Source organism: Microbulbifer variabilis (genome assembly GCF_052468405.1).
The window spans coordinates 693,109-717,751 of record NZ_CP174343.1 but is presented as its reverse complement, the minus strand read 5'-3'; the positions used below and the strand labels follow the sequence as shown (position 1 = coordinate 717,751).

Genomic DNA, 24,643 nt, shown 5'->3' with positions numbered 1-24,643 from the left:
CATTTAAGCCCTTAAAAATAACTCAGAGATCTCGAAGCTTTAAAACTATCCTGTTGGATCAACCCCAAACCAACTGAAAGTAATCAACCATGGCAATCCATATTTTCTAACATATATTTTAAAACTTTGTCATCAACATTATTCAATCGTTCAAGAATATTAAGATGATCTCGGTCATTAGCCAGAGAAAAAGAGCAGTTGATTCCTGACTTAAGCAGTTTTTCCTGATACTCCTTTGTCTGGCGAAAAAACTCAGGAGTATCAAACTCAGGCACTATTAGATGTAGCGGGCAGAGTTTTCTCCCCTCTCTAAGCGGGATTAACTGTGGACTTACCCTCTCCGCTGAGTCCATCGACATCTTAATTGTGTCATTGACGAAGCTCTTTACCAGGGGGCGGATATCAAAAAGCCCGGCTAAGGAAAATGCAGCCTTGAATTTGCTCTGTGCGGATTTTGAAACACCAAACTGTTCCCAATCGGTCTGGTGAAGCATCGCTACAAGCTGACCACCCGCCGAGTGCCCTACCAGGTAAACTGCCGACGAGCCTCTCTGTTCAGCTTCTATAAGTACCGTAGCCATCGCACACTGCATCTGTTTTACAATGGATTCCATTGGCTGGCCATTATTCCAATCCTGGGCCATACGGTATCCAGGCATGTAGACAGCAACCCCCTTTTTATTAAAAGATTCAGCTAGAAAGGAAAACTGTTCCTTTGAGAACCACTGCCACCAACCACCATGAATATAAATTACGATGGGTGCATCTTCAGGAACATTCCCAGGCCTGAAGACATCCATAGAACCCAATAACTCTCCCTCTCCAAAGTGAACAGTTTGCAACCCATCTTTTACCTTTTGACGGTAAATGGAGCTATGACTCTCGGTGAATGCCACATGGGCTGGTAGTAACTCCTCTGTAGGCAACCGATGGGTCCACAGCGTTGGGTTGTATTGTTCGTCTGTTTTTTCCCGTGTAAAACTATTCCAGTATTCGTTCATCTTATATTCCTTTACTTCACACTCGGGTCTAAAGCTTCAAAATGATCCTCGCGCAGGCGCATAGTGCCATCCTCCTGTAGAACCCAGAGTTCCCGCGTGATCACCCCTTGCGCCTTGTTCATTTTCCAATTGCTAGAAAGTACAGTTGAAACATCATCTACGACCTCAATTTTAGTATCCAGATAGGACACTTCTGAGAACCCCTGGGCTACCAGATTTTCCCAAAAGGCCTGTATCTGCTCCCTTCCCTGAAACAGGCCGAACGGTTTGGCCACCATTTGGGCATCCTTTTCATACATAGACGCACAGCCTTCAGCATTACCCTGATTGAAAAACAACTTCCATTGCTCGCTGGCTACTACAGTTTTTTCGATTAGCACCTTACTCATATCAGACTCCTCTTCACAAAAACTAAGTATTGAATTTCTGCAAGCATATTGCCCCAGCTACTACCTTATGATAAACAGGTATTCAATCAAATAACTGTTTAGTAAAATTAAACAATGAAGCCTAATCTTGAGGATATGCAAGTATTCCTGGCCGTAGTAGAAGCCCGTAGTTTTACAGCTGCGGCAGATAACCTTACCCGTACCAAGTCGGCAATTAGCCAAGCGGTTACCCGGCTGGAGGGAGATCTTGGTACAAGGCTGCTCTACCGAAGTACACGGGCACTCTCTTTAACGGAAGCTGGCACCCAGTTCTACACTCACTGCCGCGAAATCCGGGATATCTATAACTCCGCCTTGGCAGACTTAAAAAGCACCAATGAAAAGTTATCAGGCACGCTGACGATTACTGCACCTCACGCACTCTGTGAGCCAGTTATTGTTCCGGCAATTGCACAATTCGCGGAACAGCATCCACAGCTTGGAATACGATTACTGGCGAACGATGCCCCCATAGACCTGATTGAGTCTCAAGTAGACCTTGCAATCCGAGTGGGCAGCCTCGATATGCAATCAGCCAAAGTATCCAAGCTAGGCATACTTCGGGAAAGTCTCTATGCAAGCAAAACTTATATGGATGAGCAGGGTGGTTTACCAGAGGACCTCTCCACATTGATCCATTGGCGACATATCGCTAATGATTGGCAGGGTATCCCAATTAAATATGAGTTAGGCAGCAAAAGAAAAATACGAGTCATACCAAAAATTCGCTGCAACTCTTTACATGATATTTTAAAAATGACGGAGATGGGGTTAGGGATTGCCAGAATTCCAGATATTACTGCATCACAAAGTATCGAAAAAGGTCTATTGAAGCGGGTGATTGAAGTCGGCTCAACCCCTATACATTATATGCACCTTTACCCAAAGAAGCCTCCTGTTAAAGTCCAGAGATTTATAAAATCGGTAAAAGACCAACTGAAATATTCAGATAAAGATAACCATCAGCTTTAGGCTGCCTCATGATCAACTTACTGATTTATTTTAACCTGCCATAATAAATCATTCGTAAACGCCGCCATTACCTGCAGGCTGACATTCAAAAAAATTTGAGAACAACCTAAGGGAATACGCCCAACAGAAAGATCTCAAACATAAAAATGAATAGCAAAAGCAAAGGTTGCTTGCTCAAAACAAACAACCTCTGCTTGTACTCTATTTAATTGTCTAACCAGCTTCAAAGCCAAGAAAAATTTATAATTTTGTTCCTCAATCGCCATTTATTCAAACGAAATCATCAATCGTATAAATACTAGACAACAACATTAGCCAGGCTAATGATCCCAGCTAGGAGCAATAAATTTTACCTCTGTATGATGGGTTTGCATAACCAGCTCAATTGATGTTCGATTTACTGTCGCGAGCCCCCCTGTACTTCTACCTTCACCAAAACTAATAATCTCACTATGACCCAGCATTGGGTGTATTCTCCCAGTTGATATAGCTACGTGATTTAGTAATCCGCCCATAAAGGACCGGAAAAATACAAGGTCCCCCCTTCTTGGGCGCCACAAAGAACCTGGAAAATCTTTCCAGTCAGTCCACATGGTTGTCAGGTCACTAGTATTAAAAGCATAGGGCTTAAGTGATGGTGACTTTAGATTGAGATCCTGAACTAGATTTAAAGCTCCTTGCCTATTGAGGTAGCCGCGCCTTATTGCAAGCAGTATTGGATAACTCCAACAGTTGATAGGCTGGGCAGGACTTCCTAACAGGGCATGAGGTCCCGTACCTCCTCCCCAGGTAGTAATATTTCTATCGGTGGGACCCCAAGTATATTGTTGGTGATTATTTGCATCTACTTCTGCATCATCAGCAATATCTGTAGCACGACTCATAGCAAAATCCCCTCTATTAATAATTAAAGTCAATTAAGTTAATTTCACCTAACCAGGCAGAGAAGCCTTTTTTAACGCCAAAAATAGCGTTACAGTGAGAATCATATACTTTTAGACTTCAAGACATCGGAATTGTTGCACATCCAGAATTACAGACATCCAATTTATAACAAACACAATTTTATTTTAATAAACTAAAAACGTATACCTGGTAGCTCAACAGAAACTACCTGATATACTCCACTTGAAGGCTTAACAAAAACCCGAGAACCGATAATCAAAAAAAATAGGAATTGCACTTTAACGAGAAATTACGAAGCAGCAATTACTCAAATAAAAAATCAATTAAACTCACGAAAAAATAACCAACTAATCCCAAGATATGCTTCTGACCCCAACAGATAAATTTTGAACTGGCATCTGCGATGGATAATCTACAGAAAAATATTGAGAAACTAGCAATCTTAGATTTGCTGGCCCAGTACACCCTCACAGCCGACAACCATGATGCTGAGGGGTGGGCATCGCTCTTTACAGAAAATGGGCGCTTTGAGAATGGAAACCTGATGATAAGAGGGCGAGAAAAACTGCGTCAATATCTGATTATACACAGCCAGCTTGGAACTCGACATATAACCTCCTCGCCTCTGTATACCATTTCTTCTGATGGGCAAAGCGCTACAGGGAAAGCAACCACCCTCGTAATCGCCGCCACACGTCATGGCTATCGCACCATCATGGCCGGACAATACGATGACAAGTTAATAAAAATCAATAACAACTGGTTATTTCAATGCAGGCGTGCTGAAGCTTTTGGCTTGCCGGAAGACCCTGATTTTTCAGTGCTAACCGCAGATCACCATACAAACAAATTAATTAATATTTTACTCGACGCATGGGATAAATTGGGAGAACCTATAGTATAAAAGTCATCAAGAGCAACGAGCACAAAATACCACCAAAGATTCAAAACAACCCATATAATTAAAAATAATTAAAATACCTCTTATACTCAAAAATATCATTTGTTTATTAACAAAAATTGCCAGACCATAGCCTTATAAAACCATTTAAGACACATTAAGCAACAAAAACCAAATTGGTTTTAAAGCTCAGCTTTAACAAGCACTCCAGAACAACAGCTTATAGATTGACTTTAACTCTGACTTAAAGGGGGATTATGATGAAACTTATAGACTTAAATACCATACCTTCATCTATTACCATAGTTGTAGCCAATGCGCTTTCAATCTCCCCTGCATTCGCTGTAGAGTGCTATGAAACCGTCACAACTACAGCCTTCCTCACTGAAAACCTCCACTGTGAATTAACATCAGAAAATCCTTACGCGATAATTGTCAGCGGACCTTCCGGCAACTTACAAATACAGGGGGATGGAGGAATAACTTGCACCGGCAATTCAGATATGGAAGACCAGTTTGGCTTACTAATCGAGGGAACTGGCCGGCAGGTACGCGGAGGAATTATAGAAAACTGCCCCGGGGGTATCCTTGTTTCTGGCTCCGGCTCGCACTCCATTTTGAATATGGAGATAAAAAATTACTACCTGGATGACGGTATAAAGATCAATAGTGACAACAATATCATCAAAGGTAATACGATCACTGGAAACCCGTTATATAGTGGTGATGATGGCATAGACTCAAATGGAAATTACAATTTAATTACACACAATACGATAAAATATGCCGGAGATGAAGGGATACTAATTGATGGAGAGGACTCAACAGTACTACATAACTACATATCATACAGTGGTGATGATGGTATTGACCTGGATGGAACCAGAGGCGTAGTTTCATTTAACACTTCTGAGCACAATTCCGGGGATGGAATATTAATCGATACTAACAATGCCTCAGTAAGCCAAAACACTGCCAATTATAATGGTGCTGAAGGCATAGAAATAGCCGATGACAGCTCCAATAATATTGTTAGGGGAAATACCGCCAATAGCAACCAAACTGTTGGCATACTTATAGAAGAAACCAGTAGTGAGAGCAACATCATTAGAGGAAACACCGCACTGGGTAATATGAACTATGACCTAAGTTCACCAGGTGCCGACCCAACATGCCTTAATCTTGCCAATGAGTGGGGTAACAATACAGCTGAGTCCTCTGAACCGGCATGCCTGCGCTTTCTTCCATAGGAATATTTCACATACTTAAAGGTGGCTGATGCCCCCCTTGCTTCCGTCTTAAAGCACTCCAAGGGACCTAAGATAAGATTATGATAGCGCTGGGATGTAATCCCCAAATTCTAAAGCTACTCTTCCAATACGAGTAAATCATTCTTCTCAGCGAAAGTTTGTTTTACGAACTCAGACGCCGTGATCCCCATCTCCTCTTTAAAAGCCCGTGAAAACTGGCTGGTGCCATTAAAACCGCTGTTTAAGGCAACCTGCAACATACTTGCATTGCGCCCAGAGCCCACCAGTTGTGCTGAGGCAGACTCCACCCTGGCACGACGCAATAAGCTATTGTAGGATGTATTGTGATAACGCAAGGCACGGTGTAGATAGGAAGGGGAAATATTCAAGGATATGGCCAGCTGCTGGGCTGAAAGATCTACATCACAACAGTACTTCTGGATAAGCTGACAAGTCTGGCGAAATACCACATTCAAGCGTTGCGGTGTTTCCACTTCAGCCGCCGCCTTTCCGCGGCTCTCCTCTATACAGGCAATAGCCAACTCCGCTACCGGGTTAAATAGTGTCTCAGGAGAGACAAAAGAACTTTGCTGTCTGGCTCTTGGCAAGAGCAAAAGATAATTTCTGAGTAATAGGCCTGGGCCACTATTGCTATCAATCACTAGAGGCTGATTATCACCAGGGCCCTTTCGAAATTTTTCGATTTTTTTTCTAGGGATACGACATAGCAGTACATGACTTTGCTGTATCAAGTCATGGATAATAGTCTGCCCCAAGTCCACCAGATAAATCCCACCAGAATTCATTGGAATAAAGTGATTACCACGCTGTATGGCACCACGACCAGACAGTATATACACCACGGTGTAATCTGCGTAGCCATCACTAAGATGATGATTGTTGCGATGAAAAGAGTTTCCAGAGAAGATTGCGCGGGCAAAAGAGTCTCCAGTAAGGGGGTTTATGGTGCCAGAGAATTCCCCCTCATACTCCTGGCAGTGATGGGGCTTGAGAATTAGCTCGCAGTTGTAAGGTAATATTTCCTCCAGATGTTGCTTCCAGCGCGACCAACGCTCCTCTATCGGCCAAATTCCAGTATTGATACTTTTTTGTATAAACGGGTTTTTTTTCTTTTCTTTTAGAAAATCCTTACGCATGATTCGCTTATCCTTAAGCTGTCTCATTGCTGGCAATAGGCAAGAATAAACCAATTTGGAACAACTGCTCACCAATATAGAGAATATTGAGACAGCATATTCCAGCTCAGAGCTCATAAAGACGCGTTTTTCGAGTCCCGGGTATTACTCGGCCAATCCTTGCCCCTCATTGGCACAGCATTCTACTGTTGACTATGGCTAACAGTACCCGGCCAGTAATTCTGTTGGCGTCCTGATCAGAAAACCCTGTAATTCTCAGGCTTTCAGGCGGGTAGATAACAGCTTTGTTATTGATAGTCATTTAGCTGGTTAGAGCATCAGGTGCAAAAAAAATGAAGAAAAGGTGAACGGAAAAATTCCTTCGGAAATGAACTCTATCAATTTGGCTTGGAGGCCGACACTATTCCTTGATTTGTACTATGTCCTTTATAAAAGTTAATCCCAGTAAAATTAGACACACAGGTTATTTTCATTGGTGTCCATTTTTTAGGCATCCGATTATAAAAATGAATGATCTTCAATTATTCAAAGATAAGTTCGCAATGAGTGATCTACTTGCTCGCCACACATTAACGATAGGTAGCTATGATACACATGGCTAAGCATCAGTGTTTACGCCTGAAGGTCGCTTCAAACACGGCAATCCTATGCCCCCAACTGAAATGCTACACAGTGATACACAACAAGGTGGGGGGCGGCATATTACATACTCTCCCTGACATCAAAGTTCAGAACATGGGCAATCTGCCTCGGGCAAAGCAACTACCATGTTTATCGTAGCGACTCGATCCGGTTATCCTGTTGCCGTAGCCGCCGAATACCGGAATCAATTAGTCAAGGTAGCAGGTCACTGGCTTTTTCAATGTCGGCGAGGGAGGGAAGTTGTCCTGCCGGAAGATCCTGTTTTTCCAATTATCATTACTGATCCGGATACCCTGCGATCAGATAAGTTTGTTGTTGGATGCATGGAACAACCAGGGTGAGCTGATACCGGGTTAAACTCCCAACACAGTAATAAAACAGGCCAAAATAAATTATAAAATTATTCCCACCAACCAGGACTAATTTAATGCACGCAATGGCACATCATCGCGACGCCCAATTGATACCCCCAGTATTCTTACCAGAAATTCCGTAAGCACCCCAGCAGTAAAACCCCAGATTTCATAACTCTCGTATTGATAAGCCGGCAAATAAATAGCTTGATCATCAATGGTCACTCTATCGGTACGGATACGGGGATCAGCCATAAAAAAAGAAAGGGGAACACGGAACACGGCATCCAGCTCACCCGGATTAGGGGAAAGTTCGATATCAGGGGAGATTACTCCCACCCATGGGGTTACATTTACCTGCCACCTGGTTCTACGCGGCCACAGGGGACCGAGCATACGCACCGCATTCATCGGCAGGGCAACTTCCTCCTCTGCCTCGCGCAAAGCGGTATATTGCAACGACGGGTCGGTGGCATCCCAACGTCCCCCAGGCAGCGAGACCTCTCCGGAATGGGTGGACAAATTGGCGGAGCGCTTGGTAAGAATTACCTGTGGGTCAGGCTCATCGGTCAGGGCAACCAGAACCGCAGCGTGACCGGACAGGTCTGGCCCTATTGGAACTCCAGCCTCAAGCTCCTCAATCTGCTGAAATATATTTTTTTCAATCGTTGATAGCATAAATCACTGTCCTGCCCCAGAAGACCTGGGTACTCCCTAACTTTCATCATACTCATTTCTGGCGTTAACACCGAGCTATCTGCCACATAATCCATTTGTCGCATATAGCTCGAACACCTCTACATCCCTACTTTTCCGCCGCAACACTTCGTTCAGTCTGCGGGGTATAACCGCCTTTTAGCTTCTCCCGCACTGTCTGCACCAAGGCGTAATAGACCGGAACCAGCAGGGTGGCGAACAAGCTGGCGGCCAACATGCCACCAAACACCACCAACCCCAGGGAAACCCGGCTGACCGCGCCGGCCCCAGTGGCCACCAGTAACGGTATCACTCCGAGGATAAATGACATAGCCGTCATCAGAACCGCTCGAAAACGCAGACGCGTGGCAGAGAGAGCCGCATCAGCAATCGACTTCCCTTTATCCCGTTCTACACAGGCGAACTCCACAATCAGGATGGCACTTTTAGCCGCCATGCCAATAAGTAAGACCAAACCAATCTGGGTATAGAGGTTGTTGATAGAGCCAGCCAACCAAACCACCAGCATGGCGCCGCATATAGCGATTGGCACGCACAAGAGCACTGCGATCGGAATACTCCAGCTTTCATACTGGGCGACCAAGAACAGGTATACAAACACAATGGCCAGACTGAACAGGATTGGAGCCAGATTACCCGAAGTTATTTCCTGCAAACTGATCCCTGTCCACTCATAGCCATACCCCTCCGGCAGGTTTTCGGCCAACTCCTCCATTGCATCCATAGCCTGTCCACTGGAGTAACCGGTCGAAGGGGCACCGTTGATAGTGATACTGTTGTACAAGTTATAGCGGGTGATTGTTTGCGGAGCGACGATCGGGGTGATAGTGGCAACTGAAGTCACCGGCACCAGGCCACCGCTATTGGCACGCACATAGAAGCCCGCCAGGTTTTCTTCCTCATCGCGAAATTGCGCATCAGCTTGGGCAATCACCCGGAATACTTTGCCGTACAGATTGAAATCATTGATGTAATAGCCACCAAGAAATGTCTGCAAAGTGGAATAGACTTCCGGCAGGGGCACTCCGAGCACATGGGCTTTTTCTTTGTCCAGTTTTAATTCCAGTTGGGGAGTGCTGGCCTGGAAGCTGGTAAAGGCCTGAGCAATTTCTGGACGCTGGTTAGCGTTACCCAGCAGGTCAAATAAAACCTGGGTGAGTTCCAGAATACTGCGCCCCTGTAAATCCTCAAGTACAAATTCGAATCCACCCACGGTACCTATACCCGGTAACGGCGGAATTGCGAAAGGCATAATCTGCGCATTGGGTATCGCTGCCAGTTTTTTCTGCAGGCGATCCATCAGGGCAAACTGATGATCTTCTTCGTTTGTTCGTTCGTCCCAGGGTTTCAGCACCGCAAACATCATGGCCGTATTGGAGGAGGCACTGTTGGTGAGCAGGTTGTAACCCGGCACCCCTACCACATGGGCCATGGCCGGCTCTTCCAACAGAATATCCGTGACCTGATCAACCACTGGTCCAGTCCTCTCCAGGGATGAACCATCCGGCAGCTGCACATGCAACATAAAAGTGCCCTGGTCCTCATCGGGAATAAATCCGGTGGGAATACTGGTAAATAACCAGGCGGTAAAAAGAAAAAGCCCGATAACAGAAAGGATACCAATCAGTGGAATTTTCACACAGGCCTTAACCATGCCCACATAGAAATTGGTGGAGCGATGGAGCAGTTTATTAAAGAAACCAAATGCTCCGGTCTCTTTAATTCCGGCAACTTCTCCATCTTTACCGGGTTTAAGAATACTGGCACACAGTGCCGGGCTCAGCGTAAGCGCATTTAATGAGGAAATAGCCACCGCCATAGAAATAGTAATGGCAAATTGTTGATACATTTTTCCGGTAATACCCGGCATCAACATTACCGGCACAAATACGGCAAACAACACCAAGGTGGTAGCGATCACCGGCCCGGTAACTTCTCGCATAGATTCCAGTGCCGCTTCTTTGGGAGGCAACCCCTCCCCCATCAGGCGTTGGGTGTTTTCCACCACAATAATTGCATCGTCCACCACAATACCAATGGCCAGGATCAGCGCAAACAGGGTGATGGTATTGATGGTCATACCAAATGCCAGCATCAGAGCGAAGGTACCGACCAGAGATACCGGGATGGCGATAGCGGGAATCAGAGTGGAGCGCCAGTCCTGTAAAAACAGGAACACCACCAGTATTACCAAAATCAAGGCAATAAACAGTGTCTGCACCACTTCCTTAATCGAGGCCTCCACAAAGAGAGTGGTGTCATAAAGAACTTCTGCAGTGAGCCCTTCAGGGAAACGTTGAGAGAGCTGCGCCACCTTCTCTTTAATGCCCTCAGCCACATCCAAGGCATTTGCATCAGGTAATTGATAGACCCCCATCACTGCCGAAGGCTCGTTATCCAACTGACCATAGGACGAGTAGGATTGACTCCCAAGTTCGACCCTGGCTATATCCTTAACCTTAACCATGGCGCCATCGGGCTTGGCGCGGATAGTAATATCTTCAAATTCCTGAGGGCTAACCAGACGTCCCTGCACCAGAATATTGTACTGAAATTGCTGATCCTTGCGGATAGGTGGCGAGCCAATCTGCCCTGCCGCCACCTGAACGTTCTGGGCCTGCACCGCACTGATTACATCCTGGGCAGTAACATCCAGTGCTGCCATACGATTGGGGTCCAACCACAACCGCATGGCATAATTACGCGAACCAAAAATAACAACACTGCTCACTCCCGAAACACGGGCCAGCTCATCTTTTAGGTAAATTTCCGCATAGTTGGCCAGGAATAGCTCGTCGAATTTCTGGTCTGGCGAAAATAAATTAACGACAAGCAGTAGCGTAGTACTCTTCTTGGAAACCACTACACCATCCCGTTTTACATCCTCTGGTAGTTGAGGCATTGCCTGCTCTACCCGATTCTGAACATTTACCTGAGCAATATCGTCGTCGTAACCGGATTTAAAAGTGACCGTCAGGCTATAGGAGCCATCATTGCCACTGGTTGAAGACATATAATCCATGCCTTCCACCCCATTGACCTGTGACTCAATTGGCACAGCGACACTATCGCGCATCACCTCCGCGCTGGCGCCTGCATAGTTGGTAGTGACATTAATAGTCGCAGGAGTAATTTCAGGGAACTGGGCTACTGGTAATAAGGGCAGGGATAAAATCCCCGCAAGGGAGATCAGTATGGATATTACAAAAGCGAAACGGGGCCGCCGGATACAAAAGGCACTGATCATAAAGCCGCTAGATGCCCCCCGCCCTTTCGGGACTACTTATAGTCATCTGCCTCTCCCTCATAACCCGGGAGCGTACTTTCATCCTCTCCTTTACCAGGCTCTCCTTTCTTCGCACCCTTTGACTGCATCTGCGCTGGTGAGCCACCTTCTCCTGTGGGTTCCGCCGGCTTCGCTGCGGCATCATAGGGATTGCGTGGTGTATTTTGCGGTGTTACCGGTTTTCCGGCCTGAACCCGCTGCAGGCCATTGACGATTATCGACTCACCGGCAACCAGCCCATCATTCACCGCCCAAAGTTCCCCCTCGCGTTGACCCAGGGTTAAATAGCGTTTTTCCGCGATATTGTTTCGACCCAGTACAAACACATAGCGACCCTGCATATCCTCCAGCACAGATGACTGTGGCACTAATGGCTTCAATGCCTCACTGCCGGTAAATACCAAAATGGAAACTCGGGCAAATTGACCCTGTACCAGCAACTGCCCTGGATTGGGAAACAGGGCGCGTACTGCCACTGATCCGGTATTTGGGTCTATTTGGTTGTCGATAAAAACTATGTTGCCTTTGTAGGGGTAAAAATTGCCATCCGGCAGTTCTATACGCACATCCAAACTGGTGGGGGGCAGTCCTTCTCGCCGGCGTCGCTCCGCATCCACCTGAACAGCATAAAGTTGATCTTCAGGCACCTCGAAAAGTACATAAATTGGGTCCATCTTAACGATGGTCGTTAGGGGGTCAGAATTAGGGCCCACCAGGGAGCCTTCGGTAAAATCCGTGCGACCGATACGACCTGTGAGTGGCGCATAAATTTTGGTGTAGGATAGATCCAGTCTGGCGCTTTCGACTTTGGCGCGATCCGCATCCACCTGGGATTTTGTCTCCTCGTACGTGCCCATCAGTTCATCCATCTGCACTTGGCTGATAGCACCGGTTGCTACGAGGGTGCGACCTCGGCGGAAATTACGCTCGGCAACCCGTAACGAGGCCTCAGTGCGCTCCAAATTAGCGCTCTGATTATCCAACTCTGCAATAAAAGGACGTGGGTCGATTTCAAAAAGCAATTGGCCTTTCTGAACGGTATCGCCTTCTTTAAAGTTGCGGCTTTGAATATACCCCTCTACCCGGGGGCGCACTTTGTACTCGTCAGTGGCTTCTACCCTACCGACAAATTCAAAGCGCGGAATAACAGGCTGCTCTCGCACCACGAGCACCTCAACTGGAGGCGGTGGCGGCGTTTTTTCTTCATCGCCCTTGCCACCACAGGCGTATAAGACAAATAGGATCAGCCAAAAAAATAAAAAACGCGCCATGGCAGAGAAGACACCGCCTTAAATACATCAACGTCTATTAACAACTATAGGCGTCAAAATTCTGGGAGCTGACGCTGGAATCTTGCATAGGTATACTGACGACATGAAATTTTGCAGCCAATGCGGCAGTAGTGCCGTCACGTTTTCCATTCCAAAGGGTGATGATCGCCCCCGCCACCTCTGCGGCAACTGCGGCGCCATTCACTACATAAATCCGCGCGTTATCGTCGGTGTACTGCCATACCTGGAAGACCGGGTGATGCTGTGCAAACGCGCTATTGAGCCGCGCCTGGGTCTCTGGACCTTACCCGCAGGCTTTATGGAAAACGGGGAGAGTAGCGAAGAAGGTGCCCTACGGGAGTCATGGGAAGAAGCTCGCGCCAACATCCGTGTGGATGGCCTCTACTCGGTCTATGACATCCCCCATATCAATCAGGTCTACCTGATGTACCGCGGTGAGCTGACAGATACCAATTTTGGGCCTGGACCGGAATCCCTGGAAGTGGAATTATTTCGCGAAGTGGACATCCCCTGGCGTGAAATTGCCTTTCCCATTATGCACAAAACTCTCGAGCACTACTTTGAGGACAGCAAACTGGGGCAATACCAACTGCACCGCGGCGTAATTTCACGAAAACTCAAACTGTAATCGGCAAACCCACATCAAACTTATATGGCGAATGAAGGCTAGCTGTTACCCCAAGACCTGGGAGAAACACAGCCTCACCAGATTGTAAAAGGATGTTCCGATGAAATATGCCTATATGCTTGCGGTCCTGCTCCTGGTAGGCGTAGGTTTATCAATGATTCTGCCTGACCCAGAGGGCAAACCAATAATGTCTCCCAGTGACTGGTTGCCGGACCAGAAGACAATAGACAATGTGCGCTACCAAGGGCAACGTGCACTGCACACAGTCACTTCCACTTCACAGCAATCTGCAAAGCAACTGGAAAGCTTTGTGAAGTCCAGTGGATTGATATCCCCAGTTCAAAGTGAAACACCCGCCACTGAAGTCTTCACTTGGCAGGATAGAGAGGGAAACTGGCACTTCTCTGACTCAGTGCCTGAAGGGCTGGATACCTCAATACGTATCCACCGGGTAAAGCCCATCAACACAGTACCAGGCACTCAGGTCTCTGCCAATGAGGAGCCTCCGCATGCCCAAGCGACTCCCCCGCAGGAGAGCGCTGGAGCCGATAGCCGGATTTCCCAACTTCTTAAAGAAGTGCAAGCGTTGCAAGAGAAAAGCCTGCAGCGCCAACAAGCCTTAGACAACCTCTAGAATCTAAGCGGTGGGAAACTCTCTTGTCTCCTGCCTTTGCTTACTAGCTATATTGCAACGATCATCCAGGCGCCACAGGTCAAAAGCAGGCTCTTCATAGGGGTGGGCACCATAAAGTGCCTGCAGTGTGGCATCGACATGTTCATCCGCACATACCATTTCCACGCGATACTCTGATACCTGCTCCACCTCCCCGGATTCACCAATAAATGGCTGGCTACCTGGTAATGGACGGAACTGGCCAGTACCCAGCACTTGCCAGCAACAATGATCGTAATCACCAATGCGCCCCGCACCAGCAGCAAAAAGGGCCTGCTTCACCTCTTCGAGATGGGATTCGGGAATATAAATACAAAACTTATACATAGCAGCAGCTCACAGTGGGGCATAAAAAAGAGGCCCTTAAGGCCTCTTTCGTACGGCAAAGCCCAGCATCAATTCATAATGATTTAAAACATCATTGTCATCAGTTTGCGCTGGTATTGGGTGGCAACAGGGTCTCCAGTACCGAGGCTTTTTACAATATCCAGGAATGCCTGCTTGGCTGCGCCATCGGCAAAGTTCATATCCTTGCGAAGTATATCCAGTAATAGCTCCAGGGCTTCCTGGTGACGGTTCGCCTGGCTGTACTGTACCGCCAACTGGTAGGCGGAGTCATAGTCCTGGGGATTCTGTTCCAGCGCCTTCTGCAATGCCTGGATTTCCGGAGTATCCGCGGCCTGCAGCTTCAATTCCAGCTGGGCCATCAATTGCTGGTACTCTGCATCTTGATCTGCAAGCAGGATTTTGCCCAGCACAGTTTCCGCTTCTTGGGCGCGATTCTGGTCTAGTAATACTGCTGCCAGCTGCTTGGCAATATCTGCCCGCTCTGAGGACTCAGTGTAAGCTTGGCGCAACAGAGGTAAAGCCTCATCCACCTTACCCTCACCAATAAGTGCTTGGGCCTGCTGCAACTTTATATCCCAGGGCTTGGGCAGATATTTGTCCAGTATTTCGCGGATCTGAGCTTCCGGCTGCACGCCCGCAAAGCCATCCACCGGTTGACCATCTTTCAATAACATCACCGTAGGCAGGCTGCGTACTCCCAGCTGGCCGGCAATCATCTGCTCGGTATCCGCGTTCACTTTGGCCAGCAGGAACTGACCAGCGTACTCGTTAGCCAGTTTTTCCAATACTGGCATTAACTGCTTGCAGGGTTCACACCAGTCCGCCCAGAAATCCACCAGTACCGGGCGCTTCATGGATTCTTCAATCAATACTTGCTGGGCGTTTTCTGCCGTTACATCGACAATAAATTCGTTCACAAACTCTCCTGAGTCACGTCTGCGTATTGGTTTGTTGTACTGTTAGCGGTATAGGATATCGGCGCCATAGGCCAATTCAAGGGACTGCCGCTCTATCTTGCGCAGGCCTTTTACTACCAATCCATAGGATCGATCTGCCATCCGCTCAATCTCATAATCTGGCACTGTGCCATCCAGCAACACCGTATTCCAGTGCTTCTTGTTCATGTGGTACCCCGGCAGCACACCGGGGAAGATATCCCTCAAGGCCTGAGCCTCATCCGGATCACACTTCAGATTGGAGGCATCCACTCCACGGTAACGGCTGAGGGTAGCAAACATTCGCCCCTTGATCTTGTATACCGCCACATCTGGACCAAAGGGAAAATCCTCAATAGCCTCAGGGCGAGATAGCAGATAATTCCTCATCGCCACTCTCAACATAATAAAACCCTACCAGTCCAATGAAGATGGCAGGCGCGGTGAGGACAGCAGTTTGGCAAAACGGTGCCAGCGCTCATCGGTATTATCTGTACCGCGCTCTACATAATCCGCCACCAGCTTTTTCCCCCAGTTATAATTAATGACATAGGCGCCATAGGCATCCACAAAGTCCTTTCTTTGCTTGGCTTTGGCCGGGCTCATCAGGGTGTACTTCTCGAATAGCGCCGGCACATCATCACCTTCGATTTCCCCATCAATATATTGGCGCGCGATCTCATTACCGGCAAAGCTCAACTTATCCACTAGCGCCATAACGCGATCGTACTTTATAGCATTCTGCGGATTCAGCCCGGCCAGGGGGTAGAGTACTTCCATCTCAAAGCGGGTCTTTTCCTCACCAGGAAAGGCCAGCTCAATACCATAGTTAGCACTGCCCTCGGCAATAAGAGACTGAGGGCTGAACAGAGGGTAAACACTGTATTCCACCCAGCCGCGCTCTTTCACCAGGGATTGCTCCAGCAGCGCATTGTAGGTGTGATGACCGGGATAACCCTCATGGCACCCCAGATCTATAGCGCGATCAATAGTGATCGGCAGACCACCATTCACCTGGATTAAACTGTGGGAGCCCCCCTGGTACCAGTTGTAACCGCTCCAGGGCTTGTCGCTGACATACTCCAGTACAAAGTTCTCATTGTCCGGCAACGGAATGTACTGCTTGGTACGCAGACGACACTCTCTAATTGACGCATCGAATACCGCCTCAAGCTTGTCTGCGGGAATCTCAAAATTACTGCGAAATGCCTGTACCCGTTCACTCAGTGGCTGGTCACCCGGTAGCAACTCTTCCAACTCCGTAAGCAGGGGCTCAAACCTGGCAAAGTCCTGCTTAGGTGGCTGGGTGTCATACAGCTCGCGGGCCTCCTGGGCGAAGTTGCGTTCGCTTTCACCGGAAAGGCGCTTAGCGTGGGCCACCAAAGCCCCCAATTGGGTTTTCAGGTAGTGAAGACGAAGGCCACCCATAGAACCATCTGCTTCTCTACCGACCGGTAACCGTTCAAGTAGCGCCTCCCCACGCTGGGCAATTTCTGCCGTGCTCGCGCTACTTTGCTGTGCCTGCTCACGCCACTCGGCTGGGCCGTAAAAAGCATCCACATAGCTCTTGTCATGATTACCCAGCTCCAGTACCAGGGAAACATACGCCCTTGCCACATCGTCAATAGATAAATCGCCCTTCGCTTCTTCCATAGCCTGTTTTGCCTCAATAACCTTCGGTGGTATTGCCGTATGGGTCTCACTGGCTTTTTTTCCTTCACATGCACCCAAAAACAGTGGTACAGCTAGCATCGGCAACAGACCCACCGCTTTAATCGCTTGCATCATTATTATTTCTCGCTCGACTCATTTAATACCGATATTGATTGTGTGATGAATTGTCTCTGGTGGGAACCGCAGCCCCACAAGGCAGGGGCCCACAATCAAAATGACGACAGGAACTTAGCTATGTTTTCCAGGGTGCTCGTCCGCTGCACTCTCCCCGAGGCCCTCCTCGCCTTCTACCTCCAGGTGCACACCTTCAAATTCTTCTGACACAGGTGCACTACGCAACACCAGAAAACCAGCGATACCGGCGATCACAGAGGCTAACAGAATGCCCGCCTTGGCCTGAATCAACAGATCCGCCTGGGTGCTAAACGCCAGCTCGGCAATAAATATCGACATGGTAAAGCCGATACCGCCTAGTAATGCCACCCCAACAATATGTTGGAAGTTCGCCGATTTAGGCAGCTTGCCCCACCCCAACTTCCAGCCAATCCACGTAGCACCCACGATACCCACCAACTTACCGATCACCAAGCCGGCAATAACCCCCAAAGTAACAGGGTTAATCACCGCAGTAGTGCTGGTAAAGCTGTCGAACGGAATACCCGCATTGGCCAGGGCAAAGATGGGGATTACCAGGAAGCCCACCGGGGTATGCAACCGGGTTTCCATACGCTGCAGGGGAGACTGTGCCAGGTTCACACCATTACCCAGAGCCATGACTCGAGCACGCAAAGCATCATTGGCAATAATCTTGTCTCCCGGGCGGAAGCAGCGATCAAAGCTGCGAATAATATCTTTTACAAAAGTACTGAACGCCACCGGGTCATATTTAGGTTTGGCAGGCAATGCCATAGCGGTAATAACGCCGGCAATGGTTGCGTGAACACCGGCCAGGTAGAGTTCATACCACAACAAGACCCCAACAAAAACATAAGCTGGGGAGCGGCGCACACCGGCAGCCTTTAACAGCCACATAATCACCACCAGGCAACCCGAAGCAATCAGCGCAGTCAGGTTTACCTGTTCGGTATACCAGATTGCTATTACCAGGATGGCACCCAGGTCATCCACAATGGCCAAGGCCACCAGGAAGGTTACTACCGCCCGGGGCACCCTGTTACCCAGTAACGCAATACACCCCACTGCAAAGGCAATATCTGTAGCCATAGGGATACCCCAGCCACGCTCTGCCTCACCGCCAGAATTAAAGGCGCCGTAGATCAGGGCCGGAACCACCATGCCACCAATGGCTGCCATTACCGGCAATACCGCTTGGCGCAAGTCGGAAAGCTCGCCCACCATAAATTCGCGCTTCAATTCCAGACCTACCAGAAAAAAGAAGATTGCCATCAGGCCATCATTAATCCAGTGATGAAGGGAAAGAGAAAACTCCCACTCCCCTGCACTAAGGCTGATAGGCATATGCAGCAGGTGTTTGTACGCGTCTTCCAGGGGGGAGTTGGCAATAATCAGTGCAGCCAGCGCAGAAAGCATCAGTAAAATGCCGCTGCTGCTTTGTCGATGGATAAATTCTTCGAAAGGTGTCACCAGGCGCCCAAAGGCCCCTTCTAAAGGCGCTTCAAATACCTTTCCTTTACGAATCTTGAACTTATCCAAAACGCTTTTTGCCATCGACTGACGTCCTCCTACCTAAAGACTAGCCCTACAAAAACGAGGGCCGCACTTCTACCTACGGGAGCCAGAGGTTAGCATGGCCACTGTATTCTTAACCATATTGACAGGATTGCATTGCAGAAGATGACCCGATTGGACCAATTGCTCGTAAAGAGAAAACTCGCCAATTCCCGCACTCACGCCAAAAAGCTGGTTGATACCGGCAGGGTCATGCTATCTGAAGGCGGCCCCCTGGAACTAGCACGCAAAGCCGGGCAATTAGTCAGTGACGATTGTTCCCTTAATGTCACACCGTTACCGGAAGATCAGTATGTCTCCCGTGCCGGATTAAAGCTGGCAGCCATTCTCGATCACACAGGCTTAAACCCAAAGGGGTGGCACGCCTTGGATATCGGCTGTTCCACCGGCGGATTCAGCGACTGTCTGTTGCAGAAAGGCGCAAAATCTGTCGTAGGAGTAGATGTTGGTCAGGGCCAGTTGGCACAGAAACTCCTGGTGGACCCACGTATGCACCTGTTTGAGGGTATTAATGCTCGCCACCTGGAAGCCTCTCAGATAGCTCCCTATGGGGACGACGGGTTTGATACCATCGTTATGGACGTATCCTTTATTTCCCAAACATTAATACTGCCGCAGCTACCCACTCTTTTAAAACCAAAAGGCCAATTGTTGACCCTGGTAAAACCACAATTTGAAGTTGGTCCCGAAGGTATTGGTAAAGGGGGCTTGGTGCGCAATACAAATCTCTACCCACAGGTGCGCCAGAGAATCACACATTTATGTGATGAACTAGGACTTGAGATCAAAGAATACATTGACAGTCCAATTAAAGGTGGCGATGGCAACCGGGAATTCTTACTTTGGGCAGTACATAGGGAAATATGAGCGAAGAGAACTGAAAAAAGTTTAATATTACTTTACGCCAGGGCCATCATATTTTGAGGGCCCTGACAATTTCGTTTAAAAATTAAAATTTCCAAATAGATCTTAGATACTTACCATTTAGAGTTAAGGAATATCTCTATATTCCTCTAAAAACACTCCCTCCTTTAATAAAAACTATTTATTACTATCACAATTTATAAATGAACACGTAATAAATGCTCCCTATCCTGCGCACATAAAACAACGGCCCGGATAACTCCAATGAAACGATTAATCTTGTTGTGTGCATTCTCCAGTTCATTGCAAGCAGCTCCACTGACTAACTACAGGATAATAGATGGTGACACAGTTCACGGATATATTTCTGATGAATATGTTGAGATACGCCTTCAATGTATTGATGCACCAGAAACCTATCCCAGTACGCAAACGTATGGCCCAGAGGCTACTCAAACCCTGAATTATTTATTGTCATTTGGCTCTGTGGATTTCCAATCTACAGGGAGAGATCAGTACGGCAGAGAAACTGGCTATCTGTTTGTAAATGGGTACAACATCAATCAAGAAATGGTCGCAAGAGGAGCCGCTTGGAATTATGCCTACTATTGCGGGGATAAATTCGAGATTGAGCAAGAGTTTGCATACTACTCCAATCTAGGATTGTGGGGAGAAGCAGAAGCAAAAGACCCCTACTGCTTTCGCAAGAGCCTGGATCACGCTTTTTGCTATTACAATCCGGAAAATAATTTAATTCTAGATGATTGACTCACTACAAAATCATCAACGCTAACTAAATTTCACAACACTTAATAAAGCGGCCTGAAGAATTTAATAGATTCTCTACCAGGCCGCTAAAACTATAAATTTTTTATAACTCTACATTTGAAATTTTCAGAACAAGAATTGCTCAACCCTTGCTTCAGCTATTCCAATTCTTGCGGGCTAATTCTCAAAATTAAATGATGGGGCTTTCCATAGTACCCTAAAGCCTACTTCATATATCCTTTGACTATATAGGCTTCAGCCAAGCTACTCAACACTTTGTAAGTTTCTGAGTATTCAGCATTCAACTTAAGGAACTATATTGCCCGATCAACATCAACCCAGGACCACTTATTGCATAACCGACTATAACAATAAAAATTGATAACATCCCCCATTAGGAAAAAATTTCCACAAAGCGCTTTCAAACATTCTCAAATATCTCTCAATATTGATCACCAAAAAAACCTGGCCTGACTATCAATCATATAACCTTTAAACAGGTCTTAATTCGCTGTAGAAACCAATAACGGACATCGTGTAATACTTTTCTTATAAACCATATATCACAGAATCAACATACAGACCAATAAATTCTGAGACATGACTCCCCTTGAGAAAAACATGCTTATTCATTGAGATGTAGCTATACATAACTTGTATTTATCAAGTGGCTCACTTCATACAAAATCGGTACATTTCTTCAGTAAAACCTAATCGTCCTACCATATACCGGGAACAATCGCAGAGTAAACATTAAAATTTTTTGGGAATGAATAAAAATGATAGATAGCTTAAAACCTTGCAAATAAACAACCTGCTAGGACTTGCCATCCTGAAGTCGGACAACCTTCATTAATCTCAGTAATACCTAACGCTCCATTTCGATATCCAAAATAGTTAATCTGCAGCCTGTTTGGTGAGCTATCTCTTACTCATTCCTGGCTTATAATTCCAACAAGAATCATTCCAGGAATAATTGGAGTAGTATCAGAGACCATTTGTTTAACCGTGCCAGTAAAACAGGAAAGAAGCTATTTAAATCTACATCAAGAAACTAAAGAACTGGATGTTTTTTCAATTCACCTTTCCGATAGGAAGTGAGTGGAGGTACCCAGCACCCCCGCTCCTCATTCAAAACTTCCAAGGTAATTACTTTGTGCTTATTTAGCGTAATTTCGTTAGAATGAACGCCTACACTAAAAAATGCAAGTAGGTCAATTAAATAATTGACCCTCACCCATTCATCCCTCACTCTAAAAAAACGCCTTAATTGCTATGAAGCATCAGACTACTCTAATCAGGATAGTAGGATTCACCTAGCCCAGAAAGGACAACCATTTCCATGGCAACTATTGCTGCCGAAAGTATAAACAGGGTGGAATCGATTCGCTTATCCATTACTACGTCGTACTTATCGATAATATTACTTTTGTTAACTATTAGGGCCCTATTTTCCCTGATCTGCGACTCAACCATAAAAGGCACTAATATATCCTATTTTGCCCAGGTCTTCACTCTCCCAGTAGAGTCAGGAAAGCCTGCAACCTTTTCCCTACACCAAAAACTGCCCATTAGCCATTTTAATGTTGTCATAGATTCCAGCCAAATTATCGAATATCTGTTTATTCGGGGCTACATCAAATAAGGTTCAATATCCCCCGCCAATATAAATAAAGCTACAAAAAACATAAAGACCACTATCTTAAACTAGCAAGGTAAATTTTTTTAATGCTAATACCTATACCCTTATCATTTAAAACATTGACTTCGAGTAATTTATACTAAATAACAATTCAGCCAAGACTTCTCCAGCCAACCTCATTAAATTAAAATCTCACTCGCTCCCGGCACTTCGCCTAACTAAACAAAGACTAGGAGTACATATCCGCCAAGGTTAGTCAGTGCATATTAGAGCTCATAAGAAAGAAGCTAAACTACTTATCTTTCATCCACGCCAAAAAGGCGATTCGTGCAATGATCAAGGTAACTATAAGAAGAGTGCTACTGATTATCTCACTGCTTCTACTTTTTTGGCCATTCAAACTCTATGCATGCTCCCGGGTTGCCTGGAATACCGAGCAAGGTGTTTTTGCCGCCAGATCAATGGATTGGGGACATTCTTTTGAGGATATTCTTTATATAAATCCTCGAGGCATGAAGATGATTGGTGAGGATGGCCATAACCCCGCCAAATGGACTTCAAAATATGGAAGTGTTGTACAAAGTATTATTCCCTATGCCCGCCAATATGGCTTCTCAAATAATGACGGTGCTACCGACGGAATTAACGAAAAAGGTCTAACGGCACATATTCTATATCTTGGAGCAACCCGCTACGCCAAACCAAATAATACGCCAGGGGTATCCTATATGCGCTGGCTGCGTTTTATTCTCGATAACCATGCTACAGTCGCAGATGCTGTCATCGGGATGAAAAATATACGCATATCGCCAGTGAAAGTTGGTGGCGAAGTACTTGGTGCACATATGGCAATAGAGGACCCAAGCGGTGATTCAGCTATCTTCGAAATAATCGATGGTAAATTAGTTGTACATCACGGTAAGAAATTTTCGGTTATGACAAATGACCCACCTTATGGATGGCAGCTTCAAAACCTGCCTTTTTACCAAGGCTTTGGAGGACTTAAATCTGTTCCAGGAGGGATTGATGGCGCTGACCGTTTTGTTAGATTATCTTACTATCAACACAATCTACCAAAACCTGCCAATGATATTCAGGCAGTCGCTTACCTCCTAAGTGCTATTCGCACTGTGGCCGTTCCTTTTGGCGCACCTTACAGTCGCCCCAATCAGGAAGAGGGGCCTGGAGAACCAGCTACTTACCCCACTTGGTGGCTTTCGGTGATTGATTTAAAACGCCGAATTTACTATTTCAACTGGGTTAAAAATCCAAATATTGTTTGGGTAGATTTACATGGAATTGATTTTTCAAAAGGCACAGGAAAGCGGGCTGCCGACCCAAAGAACCCCCAATTGGTTGGAGATATCACGAAAGTATTTCAGCCACTAAAAAAATAAACAGAAAGAAATACAAGATGTACAAGTTAACCCGAAAACACCATTTAATATCAAACACTCGGTCCGATATTCCATATGGCCTTAATTACAGCCAAGATTTTACATACTTTGATGTAAATCTACTTCAACATGTACATCCCCTCACTTTCAGGGCTGCTTAGCTTAAATCCAAACTTCTCGTATAGCTCCGGTACATCCGCCATAAGAGTAATATAAGCTGAAGGCATGGCCTCCCGATCCAAATAAGACATCATATACCTCATCACCAAGCGCCCTAAACCTTGCCCCTGGTATTTTGGATCGACAGCAACATCAACAATTTCAAAATTCAGGGCTCCATCCCCTACTACCCGCCCCATAGCAATAGTCTGTGAGCCTATTTTGATGTGGATGCCATACAGGCTGTTGGGTAAGCCCTTTTCCGCAGCCGCTCTGGTTCTCGGGGTAAGTCCAGCAACTTCCCTCAAACGAAGAAAGCCTTCAACGGGAGCCACGTTCTCTACCACTGTATACATAATATATTAAATACCCCTTAATAAATCACAACACTTAATAGGTCAGCTAATCCTCGCGAATTTCTGTAACTATTTCCGAGTTAACAGAATTGGCAATAAAACACTGTTTATGTGAAAGATGATGGATTTTTTCCAGCTGCTCCCTACTGGGCTTCTTATTTCCAAAAAAACGCACCAGGGGGCGCAGAGTAACCTTGGTCATTGCCAATTTGCCCTCCTTATTCGTATCCATTAGACCAACTGCTTCATCACGATACTCATCCACCACAAAACCTCGCTTGGCAGCAATGGCCAGGAAGAACAGCATATGGCAACTGGAAAGTGCAGCGACAAAAGCTTCTTCCGGGTCAACATTCTCTGCAACCGAATATGGAATGGGAACCACATGAGGGGAGGAGGAAGCCGGGACGGACAGGCCACCATCAAATTGCCAGATATGAGCGCGACTGTATTGATTATCGGTAAAAATCTGGTCGTCGCGCTGCCAGACTACTGTGGAAGTGTACTCAGACAAAATCTCTCTCCTTTTATCCAGGGCACACAATTTCTGTTCTTACAGATAGAGTCTTTCTCTGCTATTTTGA

22 protein-coding genes are annotated in these 24,643 nt (G+C 46.5%); 8 read left to right on the top strand and 14 right to left on the bottom strand.

What is annotated here, in order from left to right; genetic code table 11:
- Positions 1–83: 83 nt before the first annotated feature.
- Positions 84–1,001, bottom strand: a complete 918-nt coding sequence (locus tag ACJJJB_RS03580; RefSeq protein ID WP_444945433.1) for an alpha/beta hydrolase — start codon at positions 999–1,001, stop codon at positions 84–86.
- An 11-nt stretch (positions 1,002–1,012) separates the two neighbouring features.
- A complete protein-coding gene (locus ACJJJB_RS03575) occupies positions 1,013–1,390 on the bottom strand; it encodes a YybH family protein (protein WP_444945434.1) in 378 nt (125 codons plus the stop codon).
- Positions 1,391–1,504: 114 nt separating this feature from the next.
- Between ACJJJB_RS03575 and ACJJJB_RS03570 the strand changes: the two genes are divergently transcribed.
- Positions 1,505–2,401: a LysR family transcriptional regulator gene (locus ACJJJB_RS03570; RefSeq protein ID WP_444945435.1), complete on the top strand. Its 897-nt coding sequence runs from the start codon at positions 1,505–1,507 to the stop codon at positions 2,399–2,401.
- A 320-nt stretch (positions 2,402–2,721) separates the two neighbouring features.
- Here the strand turns inward: ACJJJB_RS03570 and ACJJJB_RS03565 are convergent, their stop codons facing one another.
- A complete protein-coding gene (locus ACJJJB_RS03565; RefSeq protein WP_444945436.1) occupies positions 2,722–3,318 on the bottom strand; it encodes a hypothetical protein in 597 nt (198 codons plus the stop codon).
- A 392-nt stretch (positions 3,319–3,710) separates the two neighbouring features.
- Here ACJJJB_RS03565 and ACJJJB_RS03560 point away from each other — a divergent pair, with 392 nt between their 5' ends.
- Positions 3,711–4,211 (top strand): nuclear transport factor 2 family protein, encoded by a 501-nt coding sequence (locus ACJJJB_RS03560; protein WP_282951270.1) that lies wholly within the window; start codon positions 3,711–3,713, stop codon positions 4,209–4,211.
- Between the two features lie 254 nt (positions 4,212–4,465).
- Entirely contained in the window at positions 4,466–5,458 is a 993-nt protein-coding gene (locus ACJJJB_RS03555; RefSeq protein WP_282951271.1) for a right-handed parallel beta-helix repeat-containing protein, read from the top strand.
- A gap of 116 nt (positions 5,459–5,574) precedes the next feature.
- Here ACJJJB_RS03555 and ACJJJB_RS03550 read toward each other — a convergent pair whose 3' ends face one another.
- From ACJJJB_RS03550 to ACJJJB_RS03535, 4 genes are all read right to left on the bottom strand, one after another.
- Entirely contained in the window at positions 5,575–6,615 is a 1,041-nt protein-coding gene (locus ACJJJB_RS03550; protein WP_444945437.1) for a helix-turn-helix transcriptional regulator, read from the bottom strand.
- A gap of 1,061 nt (positions 6,616–7,676) precedes the next feature.
- Positions 7,677–8,288, bottom strand: coding sequence for an NUDIX hydrolase (locus tag ACJJJB_RS03545; protein ID WP_020411695.1), 612 nt, complete (start codon positions 8,286–8,288; stop codon positions 7,677–7,679).
- Positions 8,289–8,415: 127 nt separating this feature from the next.
- Positions 8,416–11,574 carry an efflux RND transporter permease subunit gene (locus tag ACJJJB_RS03540; RefSeq protein WP_020411694.1) on the bottom strand — a complete coding sequence of 1,053 codons (3,159 nt, stop codon included), beginning with the start codon at positions 11,572–11,574 and terminating at the stop codon, positions 8,416–8,418.
- A 32-nt stretch (positions 11,575–11,606) separates the two neighbouring features.
- On the bottom strand, positions 11,607–12,884 hold the full coding sequence (locus ACJJJB_RS03535; RefSeq protein WP_444901978.1) for an efflux RND transporter periplasmic adaptor subunit: 1,278 nt from the start codon (positions 12,882–12,884) through the stop codon (positions 11,607–11,609).
- Positions 12,885–12,987: 103 nt separating this feature from the next.
- On the opposite strand from ACJJJB_RS03535, the gene ACJJJB_RS03530 reads away from it, so the two are divergent.
- Together ACJJJB_RS03530 and ACJJJB_RS03525 are read left to right on the top strand one after the other, a co-directional pair.
- Positions 12,988–13,533, top strand: a complete 546-nt coding sequence (locus tag ACJJJB_RS03530) for an NUDIX hydrolase (RefSeq protein ID WP_020411692.1) — start codon at positions 12,988–12,990, stop codon at positions 13,531–13,533.
- Between the two features lie 100 nt (positions 13,534–13,633).
- The gene (locus ACJJJB_RS03525; RefSeq protein ID WP_353374949.1) at positions 13,634–14,167 is read left to right on the top strand and encodes a DUF4124 domain-containing protein; all 534 of its coding nucleotides are present in this window, start codon (positions 13,634–13,636) and stop codon (positions 14,165–14,167) included.
- Between the two features lie 3 nt (positions 14,168–14,170).
- Here ACJJJB_RS03525 and ACJJJB_RS03520 read toward each other — a convergent pair whose 3' ends face one another.
- From ACJJJB_RS03520 to nhaA, 5 genes are all read right to left on the bottom strand, one after another.
- Complete coding sequence (locus tag ACJJJB_RS03520) at positions 14,171–14,533, bottom strand: YqfO family protein (protein ID WP_353374948.1); 363 nt, start codon at positions 14,531–14,533, stop codon at positions 14,171–14,173.
- Between the two features lie 83 nt (positions 14,534–14,616).
- Positions 14,617–15,471 carry a thioredoxin gene (gene trxA / locus ACJJJB_RS03515; RefSeq protein WP_353374947.1) on the bottom strand — a complete coding sequence of 285 codons (855 nt, stop codon included), beginning with the start codon at positions 15,469–15,471 and terminating at the stop codon, positions 14,617–14,619.
- Positions 15,472–15,513: 42 nt separating this feature from the next.
- Positions 15,514–15,879 (bottom strand): MmcQ/YjbR family DNA-binding protein, encoded by a 366-nt coding sequence (locus ACJJJB_RS03510; RefSeq protein WP_020411688.1) that lies wholly within the window; start codon positions 15,877–15,879, stop codon positions 15,514–15,516.
- A gap of 24 nt (positions 15,880–15,903) precedes the next feature.
- The gene (locus ACJJJB_RS03505) at positions 15,904–17,277 is read right to left on the bottom strand and encodes a hypothetical protein (protein ID WP_353374946.1); all 1,374 of its coding nucleotides are present in this window, start codon (positions 17,275–17,277) and stop codon (positions 15,904–15,906) included.
- 114 nt (positions 17,278–17,391) lie between these two features.
- Positions 17,392–18,852: a Na+/H+ antiporter NhaA gene (gene nhaA, locus ACJJJB_RS03500; protein ID WP_353374945.1), complete on the bottom strand. Its 1,461-nt coding sequence runs from the start codon at positions 18,850–18,852 to the stop codon at positions 17,392–17,394.
- 126 nt (positions 18,853–18,978) lie between these two features.
- Here nhaA and ACJJJB_RS03495 point away from each other — a divergent pair, with 126 nt between their 5' ends.
- The 3 genes from ACJJJB_RS03495 (at position 18,979) to ACJJJB_RS03485 (ending at position 23,544) form a co-directional block, all read left to right on the top strand.
- On the top strand, positions 18,979–19,740 hold the full coding sequence (locus tag ACJJJB_RS03495; RefSeq protein WP_445365753.1) for a TlyA family RNA methyltransferase: 762 nt from the start codon (positions 18,979–18,981) through the stop codon (positions 19,738–19,740).
- A 261-nt stretch (positions 19,741–20,001) separates the two neighbouring features.
- Positions 20,002–20,505, top strand: coding sequence for a thermonuclease family protein (locus ACJJJB_RS03490; protein WP_445365752.1), 504 nt, complete (start codon positions 20,002–20,004; stop codon positions 20,503–20,505).
- Positions 20,506–22,479: 1,974 nt separating this feature from the next.
- Positions 22,480–23,544 carry a bile salt hydrolase gene (locus ACJJJB_RS03485; RefSeq protein WP_445365751.1) on the top strand — a complete coding sequence of 355 codons (1,065 nt, stop codon included), beginning with the start codon at positions 22,480–22,482 and terminating at the stop codon, positions 23,542–23,544.
- Between the two features lie 119 nt (positions 23,545–23,663).
- Here the strand turns inward: ACJJJB_RS03485 and ACJJJB_RS03480 are convergent, their stop codons facing one another.
- Positions 23,664–24,059, bottom strand: coding sequence for a GNAT family N-acetyltransferase (locus tag ACJJJB_RS03480; RefSeq protein WP_445365750.1), 396 nt, complete (start codon positions 24,057–24,059; stop codon positions 23,664–23,666).
- 46 nt (positions 24,060–24,105) lie between these two features.
- Positions 24,106–24,573 carry an OsmC family protein gene (locus ACJJJB_RS03475; RefSeq protein WP_444945446.1) on the bottom strand — a complete coding sequence of 156 codons (468 nt, stop codon included), beginning with the start codon at positions 24,571–24,573 and terminating at the stop codon, positions 24,106–24,108.
- Positions 24,574–24,643 lie beyond the last annotated feature (70 nt).

Excerpts from the sequence above, each read along its gene's own strand:
- ACJJJB_RS03485 (WP_445365751.1), top strand. The coding sequence starts at position 22,480 with ATGATCAAGGTAACTATAAGAAGAGTGCTACTGATTATCTCACTGCTT.
- ACJJJB_RS03480 (WP_445365750.1), bottom strand. The coding sequence starts at position 24,059 with ATGTATACAGTGGTAGAGAACGTGGCTCCCGTTGAAGGCTTTCTTCGT.
- ACJJJB_RS03525 (WP_353374949.1), top strand. The coding sequence starts at position 13,634 with ATGAAATATGCCTATATGCTTGCGGTCCTGCTCCTGGTAGGCGTAGGT.
- ACJJJB_RS03560 (WP_282951270.1), top strand. The coding sequence starts at position 3,711 with ATGGATAATCTACAGAAAAATATTGAGAAACTAGCAATCTTAGATTTG.
- ACJJJB_RS03535 (WP_444901978.1), bottom strand. The coding sequence starts at position 12,884 with ATGGCGCGTTTTTTATTTTTTTGGCTGATCCTATTTGTCTTATACGCC.
- ACJJJB_RS03520 (WP_353374948.1), bottom strand. The coding sequence starts at position 14,533 with ATGTATAAGTTTTGTATTTATATTCCCGAATCCCATCTCGAAGAGGTG.
- ACJJJB_RS03540 (WP_020411694.1), bottom strand. The coding sequence starts at position 11,574 with ATGATCAGTGCCTTTTGTATCCGGCGGCCCCGTTTCGCTTTTGTAATA.
- ACJJJB_RS03555 (WP_282951271.1), top strand. The coding sequence starts at position 4,466 with ATGATGAAACTTATAGACTTAAATACCATACCTTCATCTATTACCATA.
- ACJJJB_RS03545 (WP_020411695.1), bottom strand. The coding sequence starts at position 8,288 with ATGCTATCAACGATTGAAAAAAATATATTTCAGCAGATTGAGGAGCTT.
- ACJJJB_RS03550 (WP_444945437.1), bottom strand. The coding sequence starts at position 6,615 with ATGCGTAAGGATTTTCTAAAAGAAAAGAAAAAAAACCCGTTTATACAA.
- ACJJJB_RS03575 (WP_444945434.1), bottom strand. The coding sequence starts at position 1,390 with ATGAGTAAGGTGCTAATCGAAAAAACTGTAGTAGCCAGCGAGCAATGG.
- ACJJJB_RS03510 (WP_020411688.1), bottom strand. The coding sequence starts at position 15,879 with ATGAGGAATTATCTGCTATCTCGCCCTGAGGCTATTGAGGATTTTCCC.
- ACJJJB_RS03505 (WP_353374946.1), bottom strand. The coding sequence starts at position 17,277 with ATGATGCAAGCGATTAAAGCGGTGGGTCTGTTGCCGATGCTAGCTGTA.
- ACJJJB_RS03570 (WP_444945435.1), top strand. The coding sequence starts at position 1,505 with ATGAAGCCTAATCTTGAGGATATGCAAGTATTCCTGGCCGTAGTAGAA.
- nhaA (WP_353374945.1), bottom strand. The coding sequence starts at position 18,852 with ATGGCAAAAAGCGTTTTGGATAAGTTCAAGATTCGTAAAGGAAAGGTA.
- ACJJJB_RS03580 (WP_444945433.1), bottom strand. The coding sequence starts at position 1,001 with ATGAACGAATACTGGAATAGTTTTACACGGGAAAAAACAGACGAACAA.
- ACJJJB_RS03530 (WP_020411692.1), top strand. The coding sequence starts at position 12,988 with ATGAAATTTTGCAGCCAATGCGGCAGTAGTGCCGTCACGTTTTCCATT.
- ACJJJB_RS03495 (WP_445365753.1), top strand. The coding sequence starts at position 18,979 with ATGACCCGATTGGACCAATTGCTCGTAAAGAGAAAACTCGCCAATTCC.
- ACJJJB_RS03490 (WP_445365752.1), top strand. The coding sequence starts at position 20,002 with ATGAAACGATTAATCTTGTTGTGTGCATTCTCCAGTTCATTGCAAGCA.